The sequence below is a fragment of the Xanthomonas sp. NCPPB 1132 genome (assembly GCF_056629235.1).
Genome location: NZ_CM152819.1, coordinates 3,274,338 through 3,293,172, shown reverse-complemented (window position 1 = coordinate 3,293,172; position 18,835 = coordinate 3,274,338). Strand labels below are relative to the sequence as shown.

Annotated in this window: 12 protein-coding genes and 1 pseudogene; 5 read left to right on the top strand and 8 right to left on the bottom strand. The window is 68.1% G+C overall.

Annotated features, from left to right (window positions below):
- Nucleotides 1–125: 125 nt before the first annotated feature.
- Nucleotides 126–929, top strand: a pseudogene (locus AC1G9L_RS14045) (alpha/beta hydrolase family protein); the annotation flags it as partial.
- A gap of 102 nt (nucleotides 930–1,031) precedes the next feature.
- On the opposite strand, the gene AC1G9L_RS14040 reads toward AC1G9L_RS14045, so the two are convergent.
- On the bottom strand, nucleotides 1,032–1,454 hold the full coding sequence (locus tag AC1G9L_RS14040) for a hypothetical protein (protein ID WP_481069342.1): 423 nt from the start codon (nucleotides 1,452–1,454) through the stop codon (nucleotides 1,032–1,034).
- 140 nt (nucleotides 1,455–1,594) lie between these two features.
- Complete coding sequence (locus tag AC1G9L_RS14035; RefSeq protein WP_019799349.1) at nucleotides 1,595–3,361, bottom strand: oligopeptide:H+ symporter; 1,767 nt, start codon at nucleotides 3,359–3,361, stop codon at nucleotides 1,595–1,597.
- Between the two features lie 710 nt (nucleotides 3,362–4,071).
- Here AC1G9L_RS14035 and AC1G9L_RS14030 point away from each other — a divergent pair.
- The 3 genes from AC1G9L_RS14030 (at nucleotide 4,072) to AC1G9L_RS14020 (ending at nucleotide 10,130) form a co-directional block, all read left to right on the top strand.
- Entirely contained in the window at nucleotides 4,072–6,030 is a 1,959-nt protein-coding gene (locus tag AC1G9L_RS14030; RefSeq protein ID WP_019801881.1) for an OPT family oligopeptide transporter, read from the top strand.
- 454 nt (nucleotides 6,031–6,484) lie between these two features.
- Nucleotides 6,485–8,554 carry a prolyl oligopeptidase family serine peptidase gene (locus AC1G9L_RS14025; RefSeq protein ID WP_019801880.1) on the top strand — a complete coding sequence of 690 codons (2,070 nt, stop codon included), beginning with the start codon at nucleotides 6,485–6,487 and terminating at the stop codon, nucleotides 8,552–8,554.
- A gap of 331 nt (nucleotides 8,555–8,885) precedes the next feature.
- Nucleotides 8,886–10,130, top strand: a complete 1,245-nt coding sequence (locus tag AC1G9L_RS14020) for a DUF819 family protein (protein ID WP_019800703.1) — start codon at nucleotides 8,886–8,888, stop codon at nucleotides 10,128–10,130.
- A gap of 210 nt (nucleotides 10,131–10,340) precedes the next feature.
- Here AC1G9L_RS14020 and AC1G9L_RS14015 read toward each other — a convergent pair whose 3' ends face one another.
- The gene (locus AC1G9L_RS14015; protein ID WP_019800702.1) at nucleotides 10,341–11,534 is read right to left on the bottom strand and encodes a Tle-like phospholipase domain-containing protein; all 1,194 of its coding nucleotides are present in this window, start codon (nucleotides 11,532–11,534) and stop codon (nucleotides 10,341–10,343) included.
- 34 nt (nucleotides 11,535–11,568) lie between these two features.
- The gene (locus AC1G9L_RS14010; RefSeq protein ID WP_019800701.1) at nucleotides 11,569–12,336 is read right to left on the bottom strand and encodes an ankyrin repeat domain-containing protein; all 768 of its coding nucleotides are present in this window, start codon (nucleotides 12,334–12,336) and stop codon (nucleotides 11,569–11,571) included.
- Between the two features lie 374 nt (nucleotides 12,337–12,710).
- On the opposite strand from AC1G9L_RS14010, the gene AC1G9L_RS14005 reads away from it, so the two are divergent.
- Complete coding sequence (locus tag AC1G9L_RS14005; RefSeq protein ID WP_481069341.1) at nucleotides 12,711–13,397, top strand: HAD-IA family hydrolase; 687 nt, start codon at nucleotides 12,711–12,713, stop codon at nucleotides 13,395–13,397.
- A gap of 277 nt (nucleotides 13,398–13,674) precedes the next feature.
- On the opposite strand, the gene AC1G9L_RS14000 is transcribed toward AC1G9L_RS14005, so the two are convergent.
- The 4 genes from AC1G9L_RS14000 to AC1G9L_RS13985 all read right to left on the bottom strand — a co-directional run bounded on the left by AC1G9L_RS14000 (nucleotide 13,675) and on the right by AC1G9L_RS13985 (nucleotide 18,539).
- Nucleotides 13,675–13,899 (bottom strand): CstA-like transporter-associated (seleno)protein, encoded by a 225-nt coding sequence (locus tag AC1G9L_RS14000; RefSeq protein ID WP_019799854.1) that lies wholly within the window; start codon nucleotides 13,897–13,899, stop codon nucleotides 13,675–13,677.
- Nucleotides 13,899–15,980: a carbon starvation CstA family protein gene (locus AC1G9L_RS13995; protein WP_010341968.1), complete on the bottom strand. Its 2,082-nt coding sequence runs from the start codon at nucleotides 15,978–15,980 to the stop codon at nucleotides 13,899–13,901. Before AC1G9L_RS13995 ends, AC1G9L_RS14000 begins: the two co-directional genes overlap by 1 nt.
- A gap of 858 nt (nucleotides 15,981–16,838) precedes the next feature.
- Nucleotides 16,839–17,306: a hypothetical protein gene (locus tag AC1G9L_RS13990; protein WP_010342081.1), complete on the bottom strand. Its 468-nt coding sequence runs from the start codon at nucleotides 17,304–17,306 to the stop codon at nucleotides 16,839–16,841.
- Between the two features lie 363 nt (nucleotides 17,307–17,669).
- Complete coding sequence (locus AC1G9L_RS13985) at nucleotides 17,670–18,539, bottom strand: pirin family protein (RefSeq protein ID WP_019799855.1); 870 nt, start codon at nucleotides 18,537–18,539, stop codon at nucleotides 17,670–17,672.
- Between the last annotated feature and the right edge of the window lie 296 nt (nucleotides 18,540–18,835).

Below are 18,835 nucleotides of genomic sequence, written 5' to 3'. Positions count from 1 at the left end.
TATAGCGGACATCGGAGGCCCCTGGTAAGCACGTCGAAAGTGAAGCGCGCGACCTTCTACAGCGATGTTCAAGGCAAGATTCGCTTCGCCGCGGGCGCCGATTCGGACAACGGCAACAAGCTTTGGCCGAGGTGCGGCCGATCGCACTGCGGGCGCGGGATGGAACACAATTGCACGGCTTCGTCACCCTGCCCGTCGCCGCTGTGTCCGGCAAGGTGCCGATGGTGGTGATGCCGCATGGAGGACCGTTCGGCGAATTTGACTCGGGCATGTTCGACGGTGACGCCCAAATCCTGGCCGCTGCTGGCTATGCGGTGTTGCAGGTCAACTATCGCGGTTCCGGCAACTACGGCCGGGCGTTCGAACAGGCAGGCGCGCTGCAATGGGGCGGTACCATGCAGGACGACGTGACCGATGCCACGCGCTAGGCGATCGCGCAGGGCATTGCGGATCCTGGTCGCATCTGCATGTACGGCGCCAGTTATGGCGCCTATGCATCGTTGATGGGCGTGGCGAAGGAGCCTTCGCTGTACCGATGCGCGGCAGGCTATGTGGGTGTCTACGATCTGCCGATGATGTACGCCAAGGGCGATATTCAGCGCAGACGGTCTGGCGAAACCCACCTGCGAGAATGGCTGGGTCCAAGCGATGCGCTGACGGCGGTATCGCCGGTGAATCTAGCCGACCGGATCAAGGTGCCGGTGTTCCTGGCCGCGGGTGGCGAGGACGAGCGCGCGCCGATCGAACACACCCGAGAGATGGAGGCCGCTCTGAAGCGGGCGGGGGTGCCAGTGGAGACGCTGTATGTGGCGACAGAGGGTCATGGCTTCTACACCGAGGAACATCGTCGCGAGTTCTACACCCGGTTGCTGGCATTCCTGAGCACGTCGCTGGGCGGTGCGCAGGCGGCGCCGGCGGAAAAGCTGTAAGCAGCGGTCGCATGACGATGCGGCCGAGGCGCCATGCGCCACGGCTGCGTGACATCAGCGCTGTCAGCGGCTGCTCCGGACAGCGCTGATACCCGCTTGGGCTTAGTAGGTCAGTGTGACCAGCTGGCATTTGGAGGTCTTGCCGCCGTCGTAGTCGTAGATGACGCGCAGATTCGCCCCCTTCGAATTGACCAGCGGCAGCAGGATCTGCCAGCGGTTGGGCGTTCCCTCCGGCTCTTCGCGGACCTTCTTGAGGATTTCCGACTCCAGATCCGACGGTGTGTTGATGCCGTCGGCCGGACCGCGATCCCGGACCCGGCTGTAGAAATGGTAGCCGTTATCGGTCCATTGCTGCGGCAGCATCCTGTTCCAGGCCGAATTGGTCACCTGCTTCCACGGCTGGTCGATATTGCCGCTGAGCCGCAACGGGTAGGGGCATGCGGCCTGAACCGATGCGCAGCTGCCGCAGAGTAGTGCGAGGCCGGCCAGGCCCCGCGCCGCCAGGCGTTTCCAGTGTGTCTTCATTGCGATCTCCCTCGTGAGCACGGACGTGATGCGCCGGATCCTGATCGGACCGGGCGCCTGCAGGTTGCACCTGCCATTGCATGACGCGGGAAAGGCAACGGTTGTGAATCGCGGCGGTGCGGGCTCGGTCGCGAATCCGCTCAACGCATTCCATGCATCATCCGCCGCAGCAGCGGCGCGGCGAGGAAGGCCAATACCGCGCAACCCACGCCGATCCACAGTAGCAGCCAGAACAGGTGTGCGTACTTGGCCGCGGCGTCGGCGACGTTGAGGGTCTGGCCATCCGGCACCTCGATCGCGGCGAGTTTGCCGAACAGCGCCGCCAGCGCCTCGGAGAATGCGGTGGCCAGGAACCAGGTGCCCATCATCAGGCTGACCACGCGCGGCACCGCGAGCTGGGTCACCGCCGACAGGCCGACCGGCGACAGGCACATTTCGCCGGCCTCCAGCACGAAGTAGGCCAGCACCAGCCACCACACGCTGGCCATCTGTCCCGTGGCGCCGACCTGTTGCGCGGCCAGCGCCAGCGGCACGAAGGACAGCCCGGCCAGCAGCAATCCCAGCGCGGACTTGGTCGGCTTGGACGGCTCGCGTCCGCGTTGCGCCAGCCATGCCCACAGCGCGGCGAACAGCGGCGCCAGCAGCACCAGGAACAGCGCGCCCAGGTAGGTCAGCGAGCCGGCGGTCTGCGGCAGCACCAGGCAGTCGCGGATCAGGAACAGCAGCATCAACGCGCTGACCGCGACGAACAGCCGCCGCGGCGCCGACGAGCCAGGACGGCGGTCGGACAGCGAGGCCGCCAGCACGAAACCCAGCGGCGCCAGCAGCAACGAGGCGATCGACCAGGGCAGGGGCGTGCCGCCGCGGATCACCAGCGACGGCACGATCTCCTTGGTCATCAGCCGGTCGGTGAAGGTGACCCACGAGCCGTAGGTCTGCTCGTACAGGGTGAAGTACACCAGCGCCATCGCGATCAGCACCATCAGCGCGATCATCTGCTGGCGCTGCACCGGGGTGCATTGGGTGCCGGTGAACCAGGCGAACCACAGCAGCACCGCGCCGAGCACCAGCAGCATCAGCAGCAGGGCCAGGGAAATTTCCCCGCCCAGGCTGAAGGCGCCGTTGGCCGCGGCCCACATCAAGGCGGCCACCGGCAGCACGCCCAGCACGGCGCACAGGTAGATCGCCCATTCGCGCGGCACACCGAGCACGCGCTCGCGCAGCAGCGCCGGCTGCGCCGGTTCGGCGTGGCCGTGCAGGTATTTCTGGCCCCACAGGAACATGCCCAGGCCGAGCAGCATGCCGATGCCGGCCGCGCCGAAGCCGTAGCGCCAGCCGTAGGCCTCGCCGAGGAAGCCGCAGACCAGCGAGGCGAACAGGGCGCCGAGGTTGATGCCGGCATAGAACAGCGAGAAGCCGGCATCGCGGCGCGGGTCGTCGGCCGGGTACAGCTTGCCGACGATGGTGGAGATGTTGGGCTTGAGGAAGCCCACGCCCATGATGATCAGCGCCAGCGACAGATAGGTCACGCCCAGGGAGGCGGTATCGCGCACCACCTCGCCGTTGATCCGGGCGGCGGCGTGGCCCTCGAAGGCCATGCCGATGTGGCCGAGCACCAGCAGCAGGCCGCCGAACACCACCGCCTTGCGCATGCCCAGCCAGCGGTCGGCGAGCAGCCCGCCGAGCACCGGCACGCAGTACACCAGGCCGCCGTAGGCGCCGAGCAGGTCGAGCCCGGCGTCGTCGCCGAACAGGTGGTACTTGGTGAGGTACAGCAACAGCAGCGCCTTCATGCCATAGAAGGAGAAGCGCTCCCACATCTCGGTGAAGAAGCAGACGTAAACGCCCTTGGGATGGCCGAGGAAATCGTCGCGCGCGTCGCGCAGCGGCAGGGAGGACACGGACACGGCGACTCTCGGCGCAGGAAGGCAGCGGCGGAGTATAGGGGCGCCGGCGCTCGCTGGAATGGCGGTGGGCGGCATGGGCGGCATGGGCGGTGCGGCGGTTCAGCGGGGGCCGAACCCTCACCCCAACCCCTCTCCCGGGGGGAGAGGGGCTTGCTGCCGTTCCCTTCTCCCATCGGGAGAAGGTGCCCGGCAGGGGCGGATGAGGGTTCGGCAGGGGAAGTGATGGCACAGACTGCGCTGTGTGTTGCCGTACCCTCACCCCAACCCCTCTCTCGGTGGGAGAGGGGCTTGCTGCCGTTCCCTTCTCCCATTGGGAGAAGGTGCCCCGCAGGGGCGGATGAGGGTTCGGCAGGGGAGGTGATGGCACAGACTGCGCTGTGTGTTGCCGTACCCTCACCCCAACCCCTCTCCCGGGGGGAGAGGGGCTTGCTGCCGTTCCCTTCTCCCACCGGGAGAAGGTGCCCCGCAGGGCGGATGAGGGTTCGGCAGGGGAGGTGATGGCACAGACTGCGCTGCGTGTGCCGGACCCTCACCCCAACCTCTCTCCCGGCGGGAGAGGGGCTCTTGCTGCATCAGCTTCTGCAAATCCTCAATCCCGAATCCCCAATCCCGGCCCCCAGGCATGTGCCACAAGCTGGGCGCCGCGAGGCTGGACTTGCCCGGCCCCAGACGCTAGCGTGCAAAGCGTTTTTGTCGTTTCAGGGGTAACCATGAACAACGCTGCCGCGCCGCGCCAGCTCACGTTCCGTGCCGTGGTGCTGGCGATCGTGCTGGCCGTGGTGCTGTCCGCCGCCAATGCCTACCTCGGCCTGTTCGCCGGCCTGACCATCGCCACCGCGATTCCGGCGGCGGTGGTGTCGATGGGCGTGCTGCGCCTGCTCGGTGGCGGCTCCATCCTCGAGAACAACATCGTGCAGACCGGCGCGTCGGCCGGTTCCTCGATCGCGGCGGGGGTGATCTTCACCATCCCGGCGCTGGTGATCATGGGTTACTGGCCGGACTTCAAGTACTGGTGGGTGCTCGGCATCGCCGGCATGGGCGGCCTGCTCGGGGTGCTGTTCTCGGTGCCGCTGCGACGCTCGATGATCGTCGAGGATCCGCTGCCGTTCCCGGAAGGCAAGGCCGCCGCGGAAGTGCTCAAGGCCGGCGAGAACCCCGGGCCGGGGCTGAAGATCCTCGGCCTGTCGGCGGCGATCGGCGGGCTGGTCAAGCTCGGCGCGGCCAGCGGCCTGAAGGTGATCCCGGATACCTGGGCGCAGGCCGCGTACATCGGCAGCAGCAAGATGGTCGGCTACGTCGGCACCAATCTGTCGCCGGCGCTGCTGGGCGTGGGCTACATCGTCGGGCTCAACGTCGGCATCGTGGTGTTGTCCGGCTCGATCCTGTCGTGGCACATCGCCATTCCGCTGTACCAGCAGTTCTTCATGGGCTCCGATCCGGCGCTGGCACAGAGCCTGGCCAATGCGCCGGCGGCCGAGGCCGCGTTCGGCATCTGGTCGGCCAAGGTGCGCTACCTGGGCGTGGGCGCGATGCTGATCGGCGGCGTGTGGACGTTGTTCTCGCTGCGCAAGTCGCTGCTGTCGGGCGTCAAGAGCGGTTTCGCCGCGGCGCGCAAGAGCACCGGCGGCGCCGCGGTGGCCGAGACCGATCGCGACCTGCCGATGAAGTGGATGCTGGTGGCGCTGCTGCTGTGCACGCTGCCGCTGCTGGGCCTGTACCAGGCCATCGTCGGCCAGTGGCATGTCAGCGTGCCGATGACCCTCATCATGATCGTCGCCGGCTTTTTGTTCGTGTCGGTGTCCGGCTACCTGGCCGGCCTGATCGGGTCGTCGAACAATCCGGTCTCCGGCATCACCATCTCCACCATCCTGTTCGCCTCGGCGGTGCTGGTGCTGCTGCTCGGGCGCGATTCGCCGATCGGCGCGGTCGCCGCGATCATGATCGGTGCGGTGGTGTGCTGCGCCGCGGCGGTCGGCGGCGACAACCTGCAGGATCTGAAGGCCGGCTACCTGGTCGGCGCCACGCCGTGGAAACAGCAGCTGATGCTGGCGATCGGTGCGTTCTCGTGCGCGCTGATCATGGCGCCGGTGCTGAATCTGCTGGCCCAGGCCTACGGCATCGGCGCGGCCACGCCGCAGCATCCCAATGCGCTGGCGGCGCCGCAGGCCACGTTGATGGCGTCGGTGGCCAAGGGCCTGTTCGGCGGCGAACTGCCGTGGACCATGATCGGCATCGGTGCCGGCGTCGGCGCGGCGATCATCGCCCTGGACGAGTGGCTGAAGAAGACCGGCAAGCGCTTCCGCGTGCCGGTGCTGGCCGCGGCGATCGGCATCTACTTGCCGCTCGAGCTGATGGTGCCAATTTTCCTCGGCGGCCTGCTGACCCATCTGGTCGAGCGCTTCCACAAGATCCGCGCCGACGACGAAGAGGGCCGCGACCGCGTGCACCGCCCGGGCACGCTGTTCGCCGCGGGCCTGATCACCGGCGAAGCGCTGATGGGCATCGCCATCGCGGTGCCGATCGTGGCCTCGGGCCGCGCCGACGTGCTGGCGCTGCCGGAAGCATTCCACCTCAACCAGTGGTACGGCCTGGCGCTGCTGGCCTTCGTCGGCTGGCTGCTGTACCGCACCGGCCGCAAGGGCGAAGCCGCGGCCACGCCGCGCGCGTAACCGGCGCAACGGCCTCCTGCAACGCAACATCCGAAGCCCGGCTCACGCCGGGCTTCGTGTTTGCGGCCGAGCCCGCGCACAGCGTGCCGCAGCAGTTTTTCGTCGGCTGGTCCGCGCCGCGGCAGCGCCGAGATCCAAGAACGAATCGCACTGAATGGCGCGTGCTTCACCACCAAGGCCAGCGTCGTCACCGGCCTCCTGCGCTTCGCCAAGCCGACGCATCGCACTATCAATACCGATCCCCTCGCACCCTGCCGCGCGTACGGACGTGGTCCGCCCGCTGTCCACCACCGGGCCAGTGCGAATCTTCGTAGTCCCCGCCGAGCCAGGGCCTCGCTCTTCCCAATCTCCAATCCCGATTCCCCATTCCCAGCTCTTCCATGACTTCAGTCCTTTGCGCCACGCCCACCACGGCCCCTACCATCGACGTTTTGCCGTGTTCCGGAGACACCCGATGACCCTGCGCTACGCCTTGCTGCCCCTGGCCCTGCTGACTGCGCTGCCCGCGCTGGCCGCCACCCGCGGTTTCGAAGTTCGCGACATGGTCGCGCTGGACCGGGTGTCCTCGCCGCTGCTGACGCCCGACGGCGGCACGGTGATCTTCGCCAAGCGGCAGATGGACAAGGCGCTGGAGAAATCCAGCACCAGCCTGTGGCTGCGCGACCTGCGCACCCGCGATGCGGCGCCGCCGAAGCGGCTGACCCCGGAAGGCTGGAACGTCAACTCGCCGGAACTGTCGGCCGACGGCAAGACCGTGTACTTCCTCAGCGCCAAGTCCGGCCGCCAGCAGCTGTACGCGCTGCCGCTGGCCGGCGGCGCGCCGCGCCAGCTCACCGATTTCGCGCTGGACGTGGACAGCTACCGCATCGCCCCGCAGGGCGACCGCGTGGCCTTCAGTGCCGGCGTGTTCCAGGATTGCGGCTCGGACCTGGCCTGCACGCAGAAGCGCCTGGACGCCAAGAAGCAATCCAAGGCCACTGGTGTGGTGTTCGACCAGTTGTTCGTGCGCCACTGGGATACTTGGAACGACGGCCGTCGCAACAGCCTGTTCGTTGCGCCGCTGCCGGCCGGCGCCAAGGCCAAGCCGGTGGCCGGCGCCTCGGCGGTCAGCGTGACCCTGGCCGGCGACATCCCCTCCAAGCCGTTCGGCGGCAGCGAAGACTACACCTGGGCGCCGGACGGGCAGTCGCTGGTCGCCAGCGTGCGCGTGGCCGGCCGCGAGGAACCGTGGTCGACCAACTTCGACCTGTACCGGCTGGACGCCGCCGGCAAGGCCGCGCCGGTCAACCTGACCGCGGCCAATCCGGCGTGGGATGCCGGCCCGGTGTTCTCCGCCGACGGCAAGACCTTGTTCTACCGCGCGATGAAGCGCCCCGGCTTCGAAGCCGACCGCTTCGGCCTGATGGCGATGGACGTGGCCAGCGGCAAGACCCGCGAGATCGCCCCGCAGTGGGATCGTTCGGCCGGCGAGATCGTGCTGTCGGCCGACGGCAAGACCGTCTACACCACTGCCGACGACATGGGCCAGCACCCGCTGTTCGCGGTCGACGTGGCCGATGGCAAGGTGCGCACCGTGGCGGCCGACGGCAGCGTCGGCGCGCCGGTGCTGGCCGGCAATACGCTGGCCTTCACCCGCAACAGCCTCAAGAGCGGCGACCAGATCGTGGTCGCCGACGCCGATGGCCAGCAGCCGCGCGCCATCACCCCCAGCGCCGGCGAGATGCTGCCGGACGTGAAGTTCGGCGACTACGAGCAGTTCTCGTTCAAGGGCTGGAACAACGACACCGTGCACGGCTACGTGGTCAAGCCGTACAACTACCAGGAAGGCAAGAACTATCCGGTCGCGTTCCTGATCCACGGCGGCCCGCAGGGCAGCTTCGGCAACGGCTGGAGCTATCGCTGGAACCCGCAGACCTATGCGGGGCAGGGCTACGCGGTAGTGATGATCGACTTCCACGGTTCCACCGGCTACGGCCAGGCCTTCACCGATGCGATCAGCCAGCACTGGGGCGACCGCCCGCTGGAAGACCTGCAGAAGGGCTGGGACGCGGCGCAGAAGCAGTACGGCTTCCTCAACGGCGACAAGGCCTGCGCGCTTGGCGCCAGCTACGGCGGCTACATGGTCTACTGGATGGCCGGCAACTGGAACAAGCCGTGGAAGTGCCTGGTCGACCACGACGGCGTGTTCGACAACCGCATGATGGGCTATGCCACCGAGGAGCTGTGGTTCAGCGAGTGGGAGAACGGCGGCACGCCGTGGCAGAACCCGGCCGGCTACGAGAAGTTCAACCCGATCCTGCACGTGGACAAGTGGAAGGTGCCGATGTTGGTGATCCACGGCCAGCAGGATTTCCGCATCCCGATGGAGCAGGGCCTGGCTGCGTTCGGCGCGCTGCAGCGCAAGGGCATCGAGTCCAAGTTCCTGTATTTCCCGGACGAGAACCACTGGGTGCTGAAGCCGCAGAACAGCATCCTCTGGCACGACACGGTCAACGGCTGGCTGAAGCAGCATATCGGGGAGTGAGGGGACCTGGGGCTCGGGTTTTCCGGGCCCCGTCCTGGGTCATGGCCCAGGTCCGGGGATTCGGGATTCGGATTTTTCCGCGACCCCAGTAATCCGGTAGCCCTTGTGGGAGGGGCTTCAGCCCCGACGCTTAACCAATGAAGCGTCGGGGCTGAAGCCCCCCCCCCCCCAAAAAAAAAAACAACAGGGCGCTTGCAGCGCGTCGCTCCTGCGAATTCACCCGCACTCCGGTGCTTCTTTCGATCTTTGTTTACACCTCCAAACCTCCAAACCTACAGCAGCGGCTAACGAATCCCGAATCCCCATTCCCGAATCCCCGCCATAAAGCCCGATGCCCTCGACGCCCCTGATCACCAACGACATCGTCATCTTCGGCCTGATCGCCGCCACCCTGGGTGCGGTGTTCTGGACCGCGGCGCGGCCGTCGGGATTCTGGAAGCGCTTCTACGGCTTCGTGCCGGCGCTGTTGCTGTGCTATCTGATTCCGGGCATCTACAACACCGTCGGCCTGATCGACGGACAACACAATTCGCTCTACAACCCGGTCGCGCGCGACGTGCTGCTGCCGGCGGCGCTCGTCCTGCTCACCCTCACCGTCGACCTCAAGGGCATCCTGCGGCTGGGGCCCAAATTGGTGGCGATGTACCTGGGCGCTTCCTTCAGCATCATGCTCGGCGCTGTTGTGGCGTTCCAGATCATGAAGTGGCTGCACCCGATCACCGTGGCCGGCGACACCTGGGCCGGCATGGCGGCGTTGGCCGGCAGTTGGATCGGCGGTGGCGCCAACATGCTGGCGATGCGCGAGGTGTTCCAGGTCGATGCCACCACCTTCGGCCAGTTCGCGGTGGTCGACGTCGGCGTCGGCTACGTGTGGATGGCGCTGCTGATCTTCCTGGCACAGCGTGCGCCGGCCATCGACGCGCGCACGGGCGCAGACACCCGCGGCATCGACGACCTCAAGCAGCGTATCGCCCACTTCCAGGCCCAGCACGAACGCGTGGCCAGCCTCACCGACCTGATGCTGATCGTCGGCGTGGCCTTCGGCGCGGTCGGCCTGGCGCATGCGATCGCCACCCCCACGGCGGCGTGGTTCGACGCGAACGTGAGTTGGGCCAAGCAGTTCAGCCTCGGCTCGCCGTTCGTGTGGGTGGTGGTGCTGGCCACCACCTTCGGCCTGCTGCTCAGCTTCACCCGCGCGCGCACCCTCGAGGGCGCCGGCGCCTCGCGCATCGGCACGCTGCTGCTGTACTTCCTGATCGCCTGCATCGGCATGCAGATGGACCTGCTGGCGCTGTTCGACCGCCCCTGGATCTTCGCGCTCGGCCTGATCTGGCTCATCGTGCACGTCCTGCTGCTGCTGGCGCTGGGCAAGCTGCTGCGGGTGCCGTTCTTCTATTTCGCGATCGGCTCGCAGAGCAACGTCGGCGGCCCGGCTTCGGCGCCGGTGGTGGCGGCCGCGTTCCATCCGGCGCTGGCCCCGGTCGGCGTGCTGCTGGGCACGATGGGCTATGCCACCGGCACCTATCTGGCCTACGTGGTGGGCATCGTGCTGCGCGCGATGGCCGGCGCCGGCTGAGTCACGCGGGCGCGCCACCGCAGGAGGCAAGCGTTTGTGCCGACCGCTTCAGGCGAGCGTTGCGGTGGGGTTCCGCGTGCTGCGGCTCTCACCCACAAGTTTTCCTATCGGATGACCCTGGCTCGCAGCATGCCTGTCGCTTTCGCCGTCCTGGTCTGATTCGGCAGGCGTCCTCGCGGACGCCTGCCATGACCCAGCCCGTGGCGGCGATTACTGCATCGCCACGCTGCGCTGCCGTTCTTCCTGCTGCTGCGGCGGCGCCTGCAGGTTCTGCTGCTGCAACTGGCCGACGTTGGCCTGCGACGGCTCGTGGGCCGCGTCCGCGGTCTGCACCTGGCTGCGCAGGTGCGCCGGGTTTTCCGGCTGCCCCTGGACCGCGAACAGGCGGTCGCCATCGCGGCTGGGCAGGACCTGGTCGATACGCTGCAGGCCGTCCTGGCCGGCGCGCGCGGCCACGCTGGCAGCGGTGTTGAGGAATGCCGCATCGTCGTGCAGGCCGAGCCGGTCGCGTTGCCCGTCCAGTTGCACCACCGCGTCGTTGAACAGGCGGCTGCCGGTCGACAGGCCGGCCGATTGCGCTTGCCCCTGGCTTTGCGCCTGCAGGTCCTCGGCCTTCATCACCGAGTCGATGCCGTGCAGGTCCAGGCGATGCTTGAGCATCATGCCGGGGACCAGGCGCTGGCCGAACGACAGCGGGTCCGGTTCCGGCAACTGGATCTGGTGGCCGGCGGCGTCGGGCATCAGGCCGCGGGTGAGCAGGTTGTCCTCCTGCAGATAGGTCAGCAGTTCGTTCTTGACGTGATAGCCGCGGATCAGGCCGTCGGCGGCATAGGCCTTGGCGGCATCGGCGTCCAGGCCTTCGCGCTCCAGGGTCTTGTTGTTGACCCCGGCGGCATTGAAGGTCACCGCGGGCACGTCGTTGACCATCGACGAGGCCGCGGCCAGGCCGCCGCCCAGCGAGTGCCCGGAGATCAGCAGATTGTCGCCGAAGGCCTGCTTGGCCTGGCTGCCGAGCTGGATCGCCGAGGCGTACTGCGCGTCGGAAAAGCCCAGGCCCTGGCCGATATTGTGCTTCCAGTCCTTCAGTTCGTCGGTGCCGCAGAACCCCAGCACCACGTTGCCCTGCGGGTTGCGGTAGAACGCGGCGTCGAAGCCGCTCTTGGCATCGTGCTGCAGGCTGGGGTCGATGCCGGCGCGCTGCAGCGCGGCGTCGTCCATCCGCGACCAGCCGTCGGGCAATGCGGCGAAGGTCTCGGCGCCGCCGGCGCGGCGCTCGGCGGCGGTGTGGTAGAGGTCCTGCAGCAGTGGCGGCAGCTGCCGGTCCACCGCCTGCGGCTGCTGGCCGCGGACGGCGTCGGAGAAGGAGGTGGACGGATCGGACGGGGAAAGATCGTTCTGGTTCATGCGCGGCTCCGTGCGAATGTGGCGACCGACCGCGTCAGCGGCTCGCTTCCAACGGGATGGCGTGGGCGCTCAGCCAGGCGCGCACGTCGTTGCGGACCTGCTGCGCGTTGGCGTTGAGCAGGCGCTCGGGCGTGTTGAAGAAGTACGCCTGGAAGGTCTTGCCCTGGGCGTTGCGCAGGCTCGGATCGACCCCGGCCTGCAGCAGCTTGGGCACCCACGGGTTGCCGGCGCTGCTCTGCGCGGCCAGGTGCAGCAGCGAGTTGCCGGTGGCGTCGACCCGTTCCGGATCGGCGCCGGCCTTGAGCAGCATTTCGATCTGCGCGTCGCGCTTGCTCTGCACGGCGCGGAACAGCGGCGTCCAGTTCGCGCGCGCACTCACCGGGTCGACCGGGGCGCCGTGCTGCAGAAGAATCTGCAGGTATTGCGGGTCCTTGGCCATGGCGGCCATGTGCACCACGGTTTCCTGGTCCATGCCCGGCAGCGACGGGTCGGCCCCGGCGTCGAGCAGCGCCGCCAGCGCGCGCGGCTGTTCGTTCCAGATGGCCCATTCGAGCAGGGTGAGGTTCTGGTCGCCATGCGCGGACAGGTCCGTGCTCGGCGCCAGGGCGGCGATGCGGGCGACGTCGCCGCGCGCGATGGCAGCGGCGATGTCGGCGAGTGCGGGGTCGCGGAAGGCGACCGAATGATCCTGCAGCGAGGCTGACATGGCGGAATGCTCCTTGGCGCCGGACTGTGCGGCGCAACTGACCGAGAAGAACAGCGAGGTCGCGAGTGCGATCAGGGCGGGGACGGGCGTACGCATGCAAGGCTCCTTTCCTGTTCGCGGTCCTGGGATGACGGCGCACGTCCTGGCGCCGCTGTCGATCCTAGCAGTGGTTTGCCGGGGTTTCGCGGCAGTTTTGTGACGTTGTCTGCGGATCTTGGGCGGCGTTCCGTTCGGTGCCGGGTGGTTTAACCGGAAACAAACGCTTGCCAGTCCGAATGTCGCCACGGCAGCGTTGCCGTCGCGAACGGGCAGGGCGTACAGGCGCCGCCAATGCGCAGACGCGTGCGCGCGTGCGTCCTGCGCGCGTCATGCGCATCCGTAGTCGGCCTGCGTGCCGCCGCTGTCGACGCCACACAGGCGAGGGACATGCGTGCGGCGGCATAATGGCGGTTTTCCCCAAGGAGCGCGCGATGACGGCGACCCCCTTCGACCTGTTGATCAGCGATTGCGACGGCGTGCTCGTCGACAGCGAAGTGCTGGCCGACCGGGTGATGCTCGATGCGCTGGGCGCCTATGTGCCGCGGGTCGAACTGGAACAGTTTCTCGCCGGCAGCTTCGGCCTCACCGCGCAGGAGATCGTGCAGCGCGTGCAACGGCAGTACGCGCTGGACCTGCCGCCTGGGTTGTGCCAGGAGATCCGCACGCGCTCCGAAGCGCTGATTGCGGCCGAAGTGCAGCCGATCGCCGGCGTGCGCGAGGCCTTGCTGGCGTTGCCGCTGCCGCTGGCGGTCGCCTCCAACAGCATGCGCGAGAGCGTGGTCGCCTCGGTGGCGCGCGCCGGCCTGGCCGAGCGCGTCGGCGAGCGCATCTTCAGCGCGGACATGGTGGCGCGGCCCAAGCCCGCGCCGGACGTGTATCTGCTGGCGGCGAATACGCTGGGCGTGGCGCCGGAACGCTGCCTGGTGATCGAGGACAGCGCCACCGGCGCGAGCGCCGCGCTGGCCGCTGGCATGACCGTGATCGGCTTTACCGGCGCCGCGCACATTCCCGCCGGGCACGCCGCGACCCTACGCCAGCTCGGCGTGGCCGCGGTGATGGAACACATGCGCGAGTTGCCGCAGACCTATGCGGCGTTGGTGCGTGACGCGGCGGCTTGAAGGGCGGGGAATGGGGAATCGGGATTCGGGAATGGGAGGTTTTCGGCGAGTGCCAGCATCGCGGAAAGTCGTTCTGTCCGTAGGAGCGGCTTCAGCCGCGACGCATTACCGGTAACGCGTCGCGGCTGAAGCCGCTCCTACAACAGCGATGCCGCGATGCCTTTGCCGGGCATCGCCGCGTTCAGAACGAGAGCCGTCGTGTGATCCGGTCGAATGGTCAGGCGCCCTCAGGCGCACCGCCACCAATCCCCAATCCCGACTCCCCAATCCCCGCCTTTCAGCAACAGCGAAACCCGCTCTTGCCGCCATACCGTGCTTCCTGGCGCTCGCGGAAGAAGGTCTTGTAGTCCATCGGCTCGCGGTCCGGGTGCTTTTCCAGCATGTGCCGCACGTAGTTGTCGTAGTCGGGGATGCCGCAGCACAGCCGCGCGGTCTGCACCAGGCGCCGCCACAGCCGGCGGTGCGCCTGGTACTGGCTGACCGGAACCAGTGCGCCGCCCATTACAGGTCCGCCATCTGGTGCGGCTGCAGGGCCACGTACGCGGTCTCGCGGTCGCTGCGCTGCGGAGTGCGGCGGGCGACGAGGATGGTCTTGATCGCGTACACCAGCACCGCGAACACCACGCACAGGAACAGCACGGTCAGCCCGGTGTTGACGTAGGCGTTGGTGACGATCTGCTGCATCTGCGCCACCGACTTGGCCGGTGCGGTGACGGTGCCGCTGGCGATGGCGTCCTGGAACTTGTGCGCCTGCGCCAGGAAGCCCTGCGACGGGTTGGCGTCGAAGATCTTGATCAGGCCGGCATAGGTGGTGCAGATCAGCAGCCACACCGCCGGCACCGCGGTCACCCACGCGTAGCGGTCGCGCTTCATCTTGAACAGCACCACCGTGCCCAGCATCAGCGCGATGCCGGCCAGCATCTGGTTGGAGATGCCGAACAGCGGCCACAGCGTCTGGATGCCGCCGAACGGATCGACCACGCCGGTGTACAGCAGGTAGCCCCACAGCGCCACGCAGCCGGCGGTGCCGATGATGTTGGCGGTCCACGACTCGGTCTTCTTCAACGCGGGGATGAAGTTGCCGAGCAGGTCCTGCAGCATGAAGCGGCCGGCGCGGGTTCCGGCGTCCACCGCGGTGAGGATGAACAGCGCCTCGAACAGGATCGCGAAGTGGTACCAGAAGGCCATCATCGCGTCGCTGCTGTTGGGGATGGCCTGGTGCAGGATCTGCGCGATGCCCACCGCCAGCGTCGGCGCGCCGCCGGCGCGATGCAGGATGGTCGGTTCGCCGATCGCCGCGGCGGTGGCCGTGAGTTGCTCCGGGGTGATGGCGAAGCCCCAGGTGGTGCTGATGTGGTGCGCGGCGGCGGCGACGTCGGCGCCGATCACCGCGGCCGGGCTGTTCATCGCGAAGTACACGCCCGGGTCGATGATCGAGGCCGCCACCAGCGCCATCACCGCCACGAACGATTCCATCAGCATGCCGCCGTAGCCGATGTAGCGCATGTGCGACTCGTTGGCGAGCAGCTTGGGCGTGGTGCCCGAGGAGATCAGCGCATGGAAGCCGGACACCGCGCCGCAGGCGATGGTGATGAACAGGAACGGGAACAGGCCGCCCTTCCACACCGGGCCGTCGCCGCTGGCGGCGAACTGGGTCAGCGCCGGCATCTTCAGCTCCGGCATCACCACCAGGATGCCGATCGCCAGGGCGATGATGGTGCCGATCTTGAGGAAGGTGGACAGGTAGTCGCGCGGCGCCAGCAGCAGCCACACCGGCAGCACCGAGGCGACGAAGCCGTAGCCGATCAGCATCCAGGTGATCTGCGTGCCGGTGAAGGTGAAGGCCGGGCCCCAGGTGGGATCGGCGGCGACCTTGCCGCCGAACCAGATCGCCGCCAGCAGCAGGATCAGCCCGACCACCGAGATCTCGCCGATCTTGCCGGGGCGGATGTAGCGCATGTACACGCCCATCAGGATCGCGATGGGCATGGTCGCGATCACCGTGAACATGCCCCAGGGGCTTTCCGCCAGCGCCTTGACCACCACCATCGCCAGCACCGCCAGGATGATGATCATGATCAGGAACGCGCCGAACAGGGCGATGGTGCCGGGCACCTGGCCCATTTCCTCGCGCACCAGGTCGCCGAGCGAGCGGCCGTTGCGGCGGCTGGACAGGAACAGCACCATGAAGTCCTGCACCGCACCGGCGACCACCACGCCGACCACCAGCCACAGCAGGCCGGGCAGGTAGCCCATCTGCGCGGCCAGCACCGGCCCGACCAGCGGCCCGGCGCCGGCGATGGCGGCGAAATGGTGGCCGAACAGCACGTGCTTGTTGGTCGGCACGTAGTCCAGGCCGTCGTTGTTGAGCACGGCCGGCGTGGCCCGGGTGGGGTCGAGCTGCATCACCTTGTCGGCGATGAACAGGCTGTAGAAGCGATAGGCGATCAGGTAGATCGACACCGCGGCCACCACGATCCACAGCGCATTGATGTGTTCGCCGCGGCGCAGGGCGATGGTGCCGAGGCAGAACGCCGCCAGGATGGCGAGTGCGGCCCAGGCCAGCTTGGAAAACCCTTTCATGCAGAACGCTCCCCCAAAGATTGCCGCAAGGGTCGCCCCGATGGCCTGGAGGGTCAATGGCGGGGGCGGCCAGGGGCCTAGTACTTTGGTCGTAGAAGAAGCCCCTCTCCCTCCGGGAGAGGGGTTGGGGTGAGGGTCCGGAGCGAAGCCCTCGCGAATCCAGCCTGGGCTTTCGGACGCTGCATGAGGCTGCGCCCGTACCCTCATCCGCCCCTTCGAGGCACCTTCTCCCGAGGGGAGAAGGGAGGTCATGGCTGCGAGCAGAGAAGGAGTCGCCGCAGCGCGCTTTAGCCCCTCTCCCTCCGGGAGAGGGGTTGGGGTGAGGGTACGGGGCGAAGCCCTCGCTGATCCAGCCTGGGCTTTCGGACACTGCACGAGGCTGCGCCCGGACCCTCATCCGCCCCTTCGGGGCACCTTCTCCCGAGGGGAGAAGGGATGTCATGGCTTCGAATAGATAAGGAGCCGTCGCAGCACGCTTTAGCCCCTCTCCCTCCGGGAGAGGGGTTGGGGTGAGGGTACGGAGCGAAGCCCTCGCAAAACCATCCCGTGCTGTCGGAATGTGCAGCTTCCAACCGTGGGTGAACCTGCCGGCGCGCGACAAGATGACCACGCCGCGCTACTAGAAGTTCGCGCCCGAACGCATCCCGGCGGCGCAGCCAGCGCCGGTTGCCGGCGCAGACGCTGGCGGTTCTGGGTGGCGGCGACCTGCTGCAACTGCAGGCCGGTGTGCAAGGCGCGCGCCCTCTCTGCGGCGTCGTGCCATCCGTCGCAGGAGCGGCTTCAGCCGCGGCGGGCGCTCCCGGGAACACCTGTCGTGGCTGAAACCGCTCCTACGTCATGTCTCGAACCTGCGGGCCTTCAGCGCTCCAACGCCAGGCTCGACTGGCGCATGTCCAGGCCCTGCACCAGCGACTGCAGGGTCTGCAGTTCCTGGGCGTCGGCGGCATCGATCCACACCTGTGCGTACTGGTCCTTCTTCAGTTCCGCAACCGTGATGCGGCGTGTGGCCTGGTTCGGCAACTCGACGCCGCCCACATCCGGCCGGTACCAATACACGGCTTCGCCGGCGATGGCGCCCTTTTCCTCGCGCAGCGTGCGCTGCAGCGGAATGTTCGGGTCGCGCGCGGTGAGCATCATGCCCAGCACCTGACGTCCGTCGGCATCGCTGGCGCGGCAGACGATGAAGCCCTTGTCGCTGCGCTCGCTCCATTGCAGCTTGCTCTGCGGCGGCAGCGGTGGGCAGTTCTGTGCCTGCTGCGCGGTGGCGGCAGCGGCGGGCAACGCCGCCGCAGCGGTCAGCAGCGCCTTGCGCAAGAGTGTCTTCATTCGCGATGTTCCCCATACGCCGCGATGCGACGCGTTCGTTCCATACGCACGCCTGCGGCGTCGTCTGCGGGAGCGCCCATCCTGTGCGGGATCCCGGCAGTGCATCCCCCGACGCAGTGCGTGTCCCGTGTGCGGCCACGCGCACGCGGCCGCGCCTGCACCATAGCCCAGCGTGGCCGCGCTGACAATTGGGATGCGGATTCCGGAATATCCGTACGCGTGGTATGGCGTGGCAACACCCGCCCGGCTGCGCCGCCACGCAGGTGTTTAAGGGGGTGCGGCGACGGTGACAGAGACGGGAGAGGGGCGAGCGGCCGCGCAGACCGCTTGCCCTGGCCGCCCGATGTGGCGGCGACCGGTGTGTCAGCGGCCCGGTTCGGGCAACGGGATGAATTCCTGGTCGTCGCCCGGGATCGTCCCGAAGCGGCCCTCGCGCCAGTCCTGCTTGGCCTGCTCGATGCGTTCCACCGAACTGGAGACGAAGTTCCACCACAGGTGGCGCGGGCCATCCAGCGGTTCGCCGCCCATCAGCATGGCCTTGAGCGGGGTCTTGGCACGCAGCCGCCCGCGCGCGCCCGGCTCGGGCAGGACCAGGTGCCGCGCCGGAATGTCCACGCCGTCCAGCTGCGCCTCGCCCTCCAGGATGTACAGCGAGCGCTCGGCATGCCGGGCATCCAGGTCGAGTTCCGCGTCCGCCTCCAGGTCCAGGGCCACGTTGAGGGTGTCGGCGAACACCGTCACCGGCGATTCCCCGCCGTAGGCGCGGCCGGCGATCACCCGCAGCCACACGCCGTCGCGGCGCTGCTGCGGCAGGCTGGCGGCGGCATGGTGGTAGAACGCCGGCGCGGTCTCTTCCGCCGATTTCGGCAGCGCCACCCAGGTCTGCATGCCGTGCAGCGGGTGCGCGTGCTCGCGCAACGCGGTCGGCGTGCGTTCGGAGTGGGAGATGCCGCGGCCGGCGGTCATCCAGTTGACGTCGCCGGCGCGGATCACCTGGTCCGAGCCGAGCGAATCGCGGTGGCCGATCTCGCCGGACCACAGGAAGGTGACCGTGGCCAGGCCGATGTGCGGATGCGGGCGCACGTCCACGCCATGGCCCGGCTCGAACACCGCCGGCCCCATGTGGTCGATGAAGACGAACGGGCCGACGCTGCGCGCCTGCACGCTGGGGACGGCACGACGCACTTCGAAGCCGCCGATATCGTGGACGCGGGGGGCGATGAGGGTGGGCATGCGGACGCTCGCAGTCGCAAAAACGGAAGCGAAGCTTCGCATGCGCGGACGGTCGCGGTGCGGCGCCATGGCAAGACGGACTGTCCCGCATGCGTTCATGCGCCGCGGGCCGATCCGCGACGCGTTCGCGCCATGTCGCACCGTGATGCCGGCGTCCCGGAATCGTATGGTGCGAAGTGCGCACGCTTCCTGTCTGCGACGTGGCGGCGGGCCTGTGCATCATCGGCGCCGCATCGCGGCCGGTCGCACGCGCGAGCGCATGACAGGTGGCGCAGCATCGATCCTTCGATGATCTG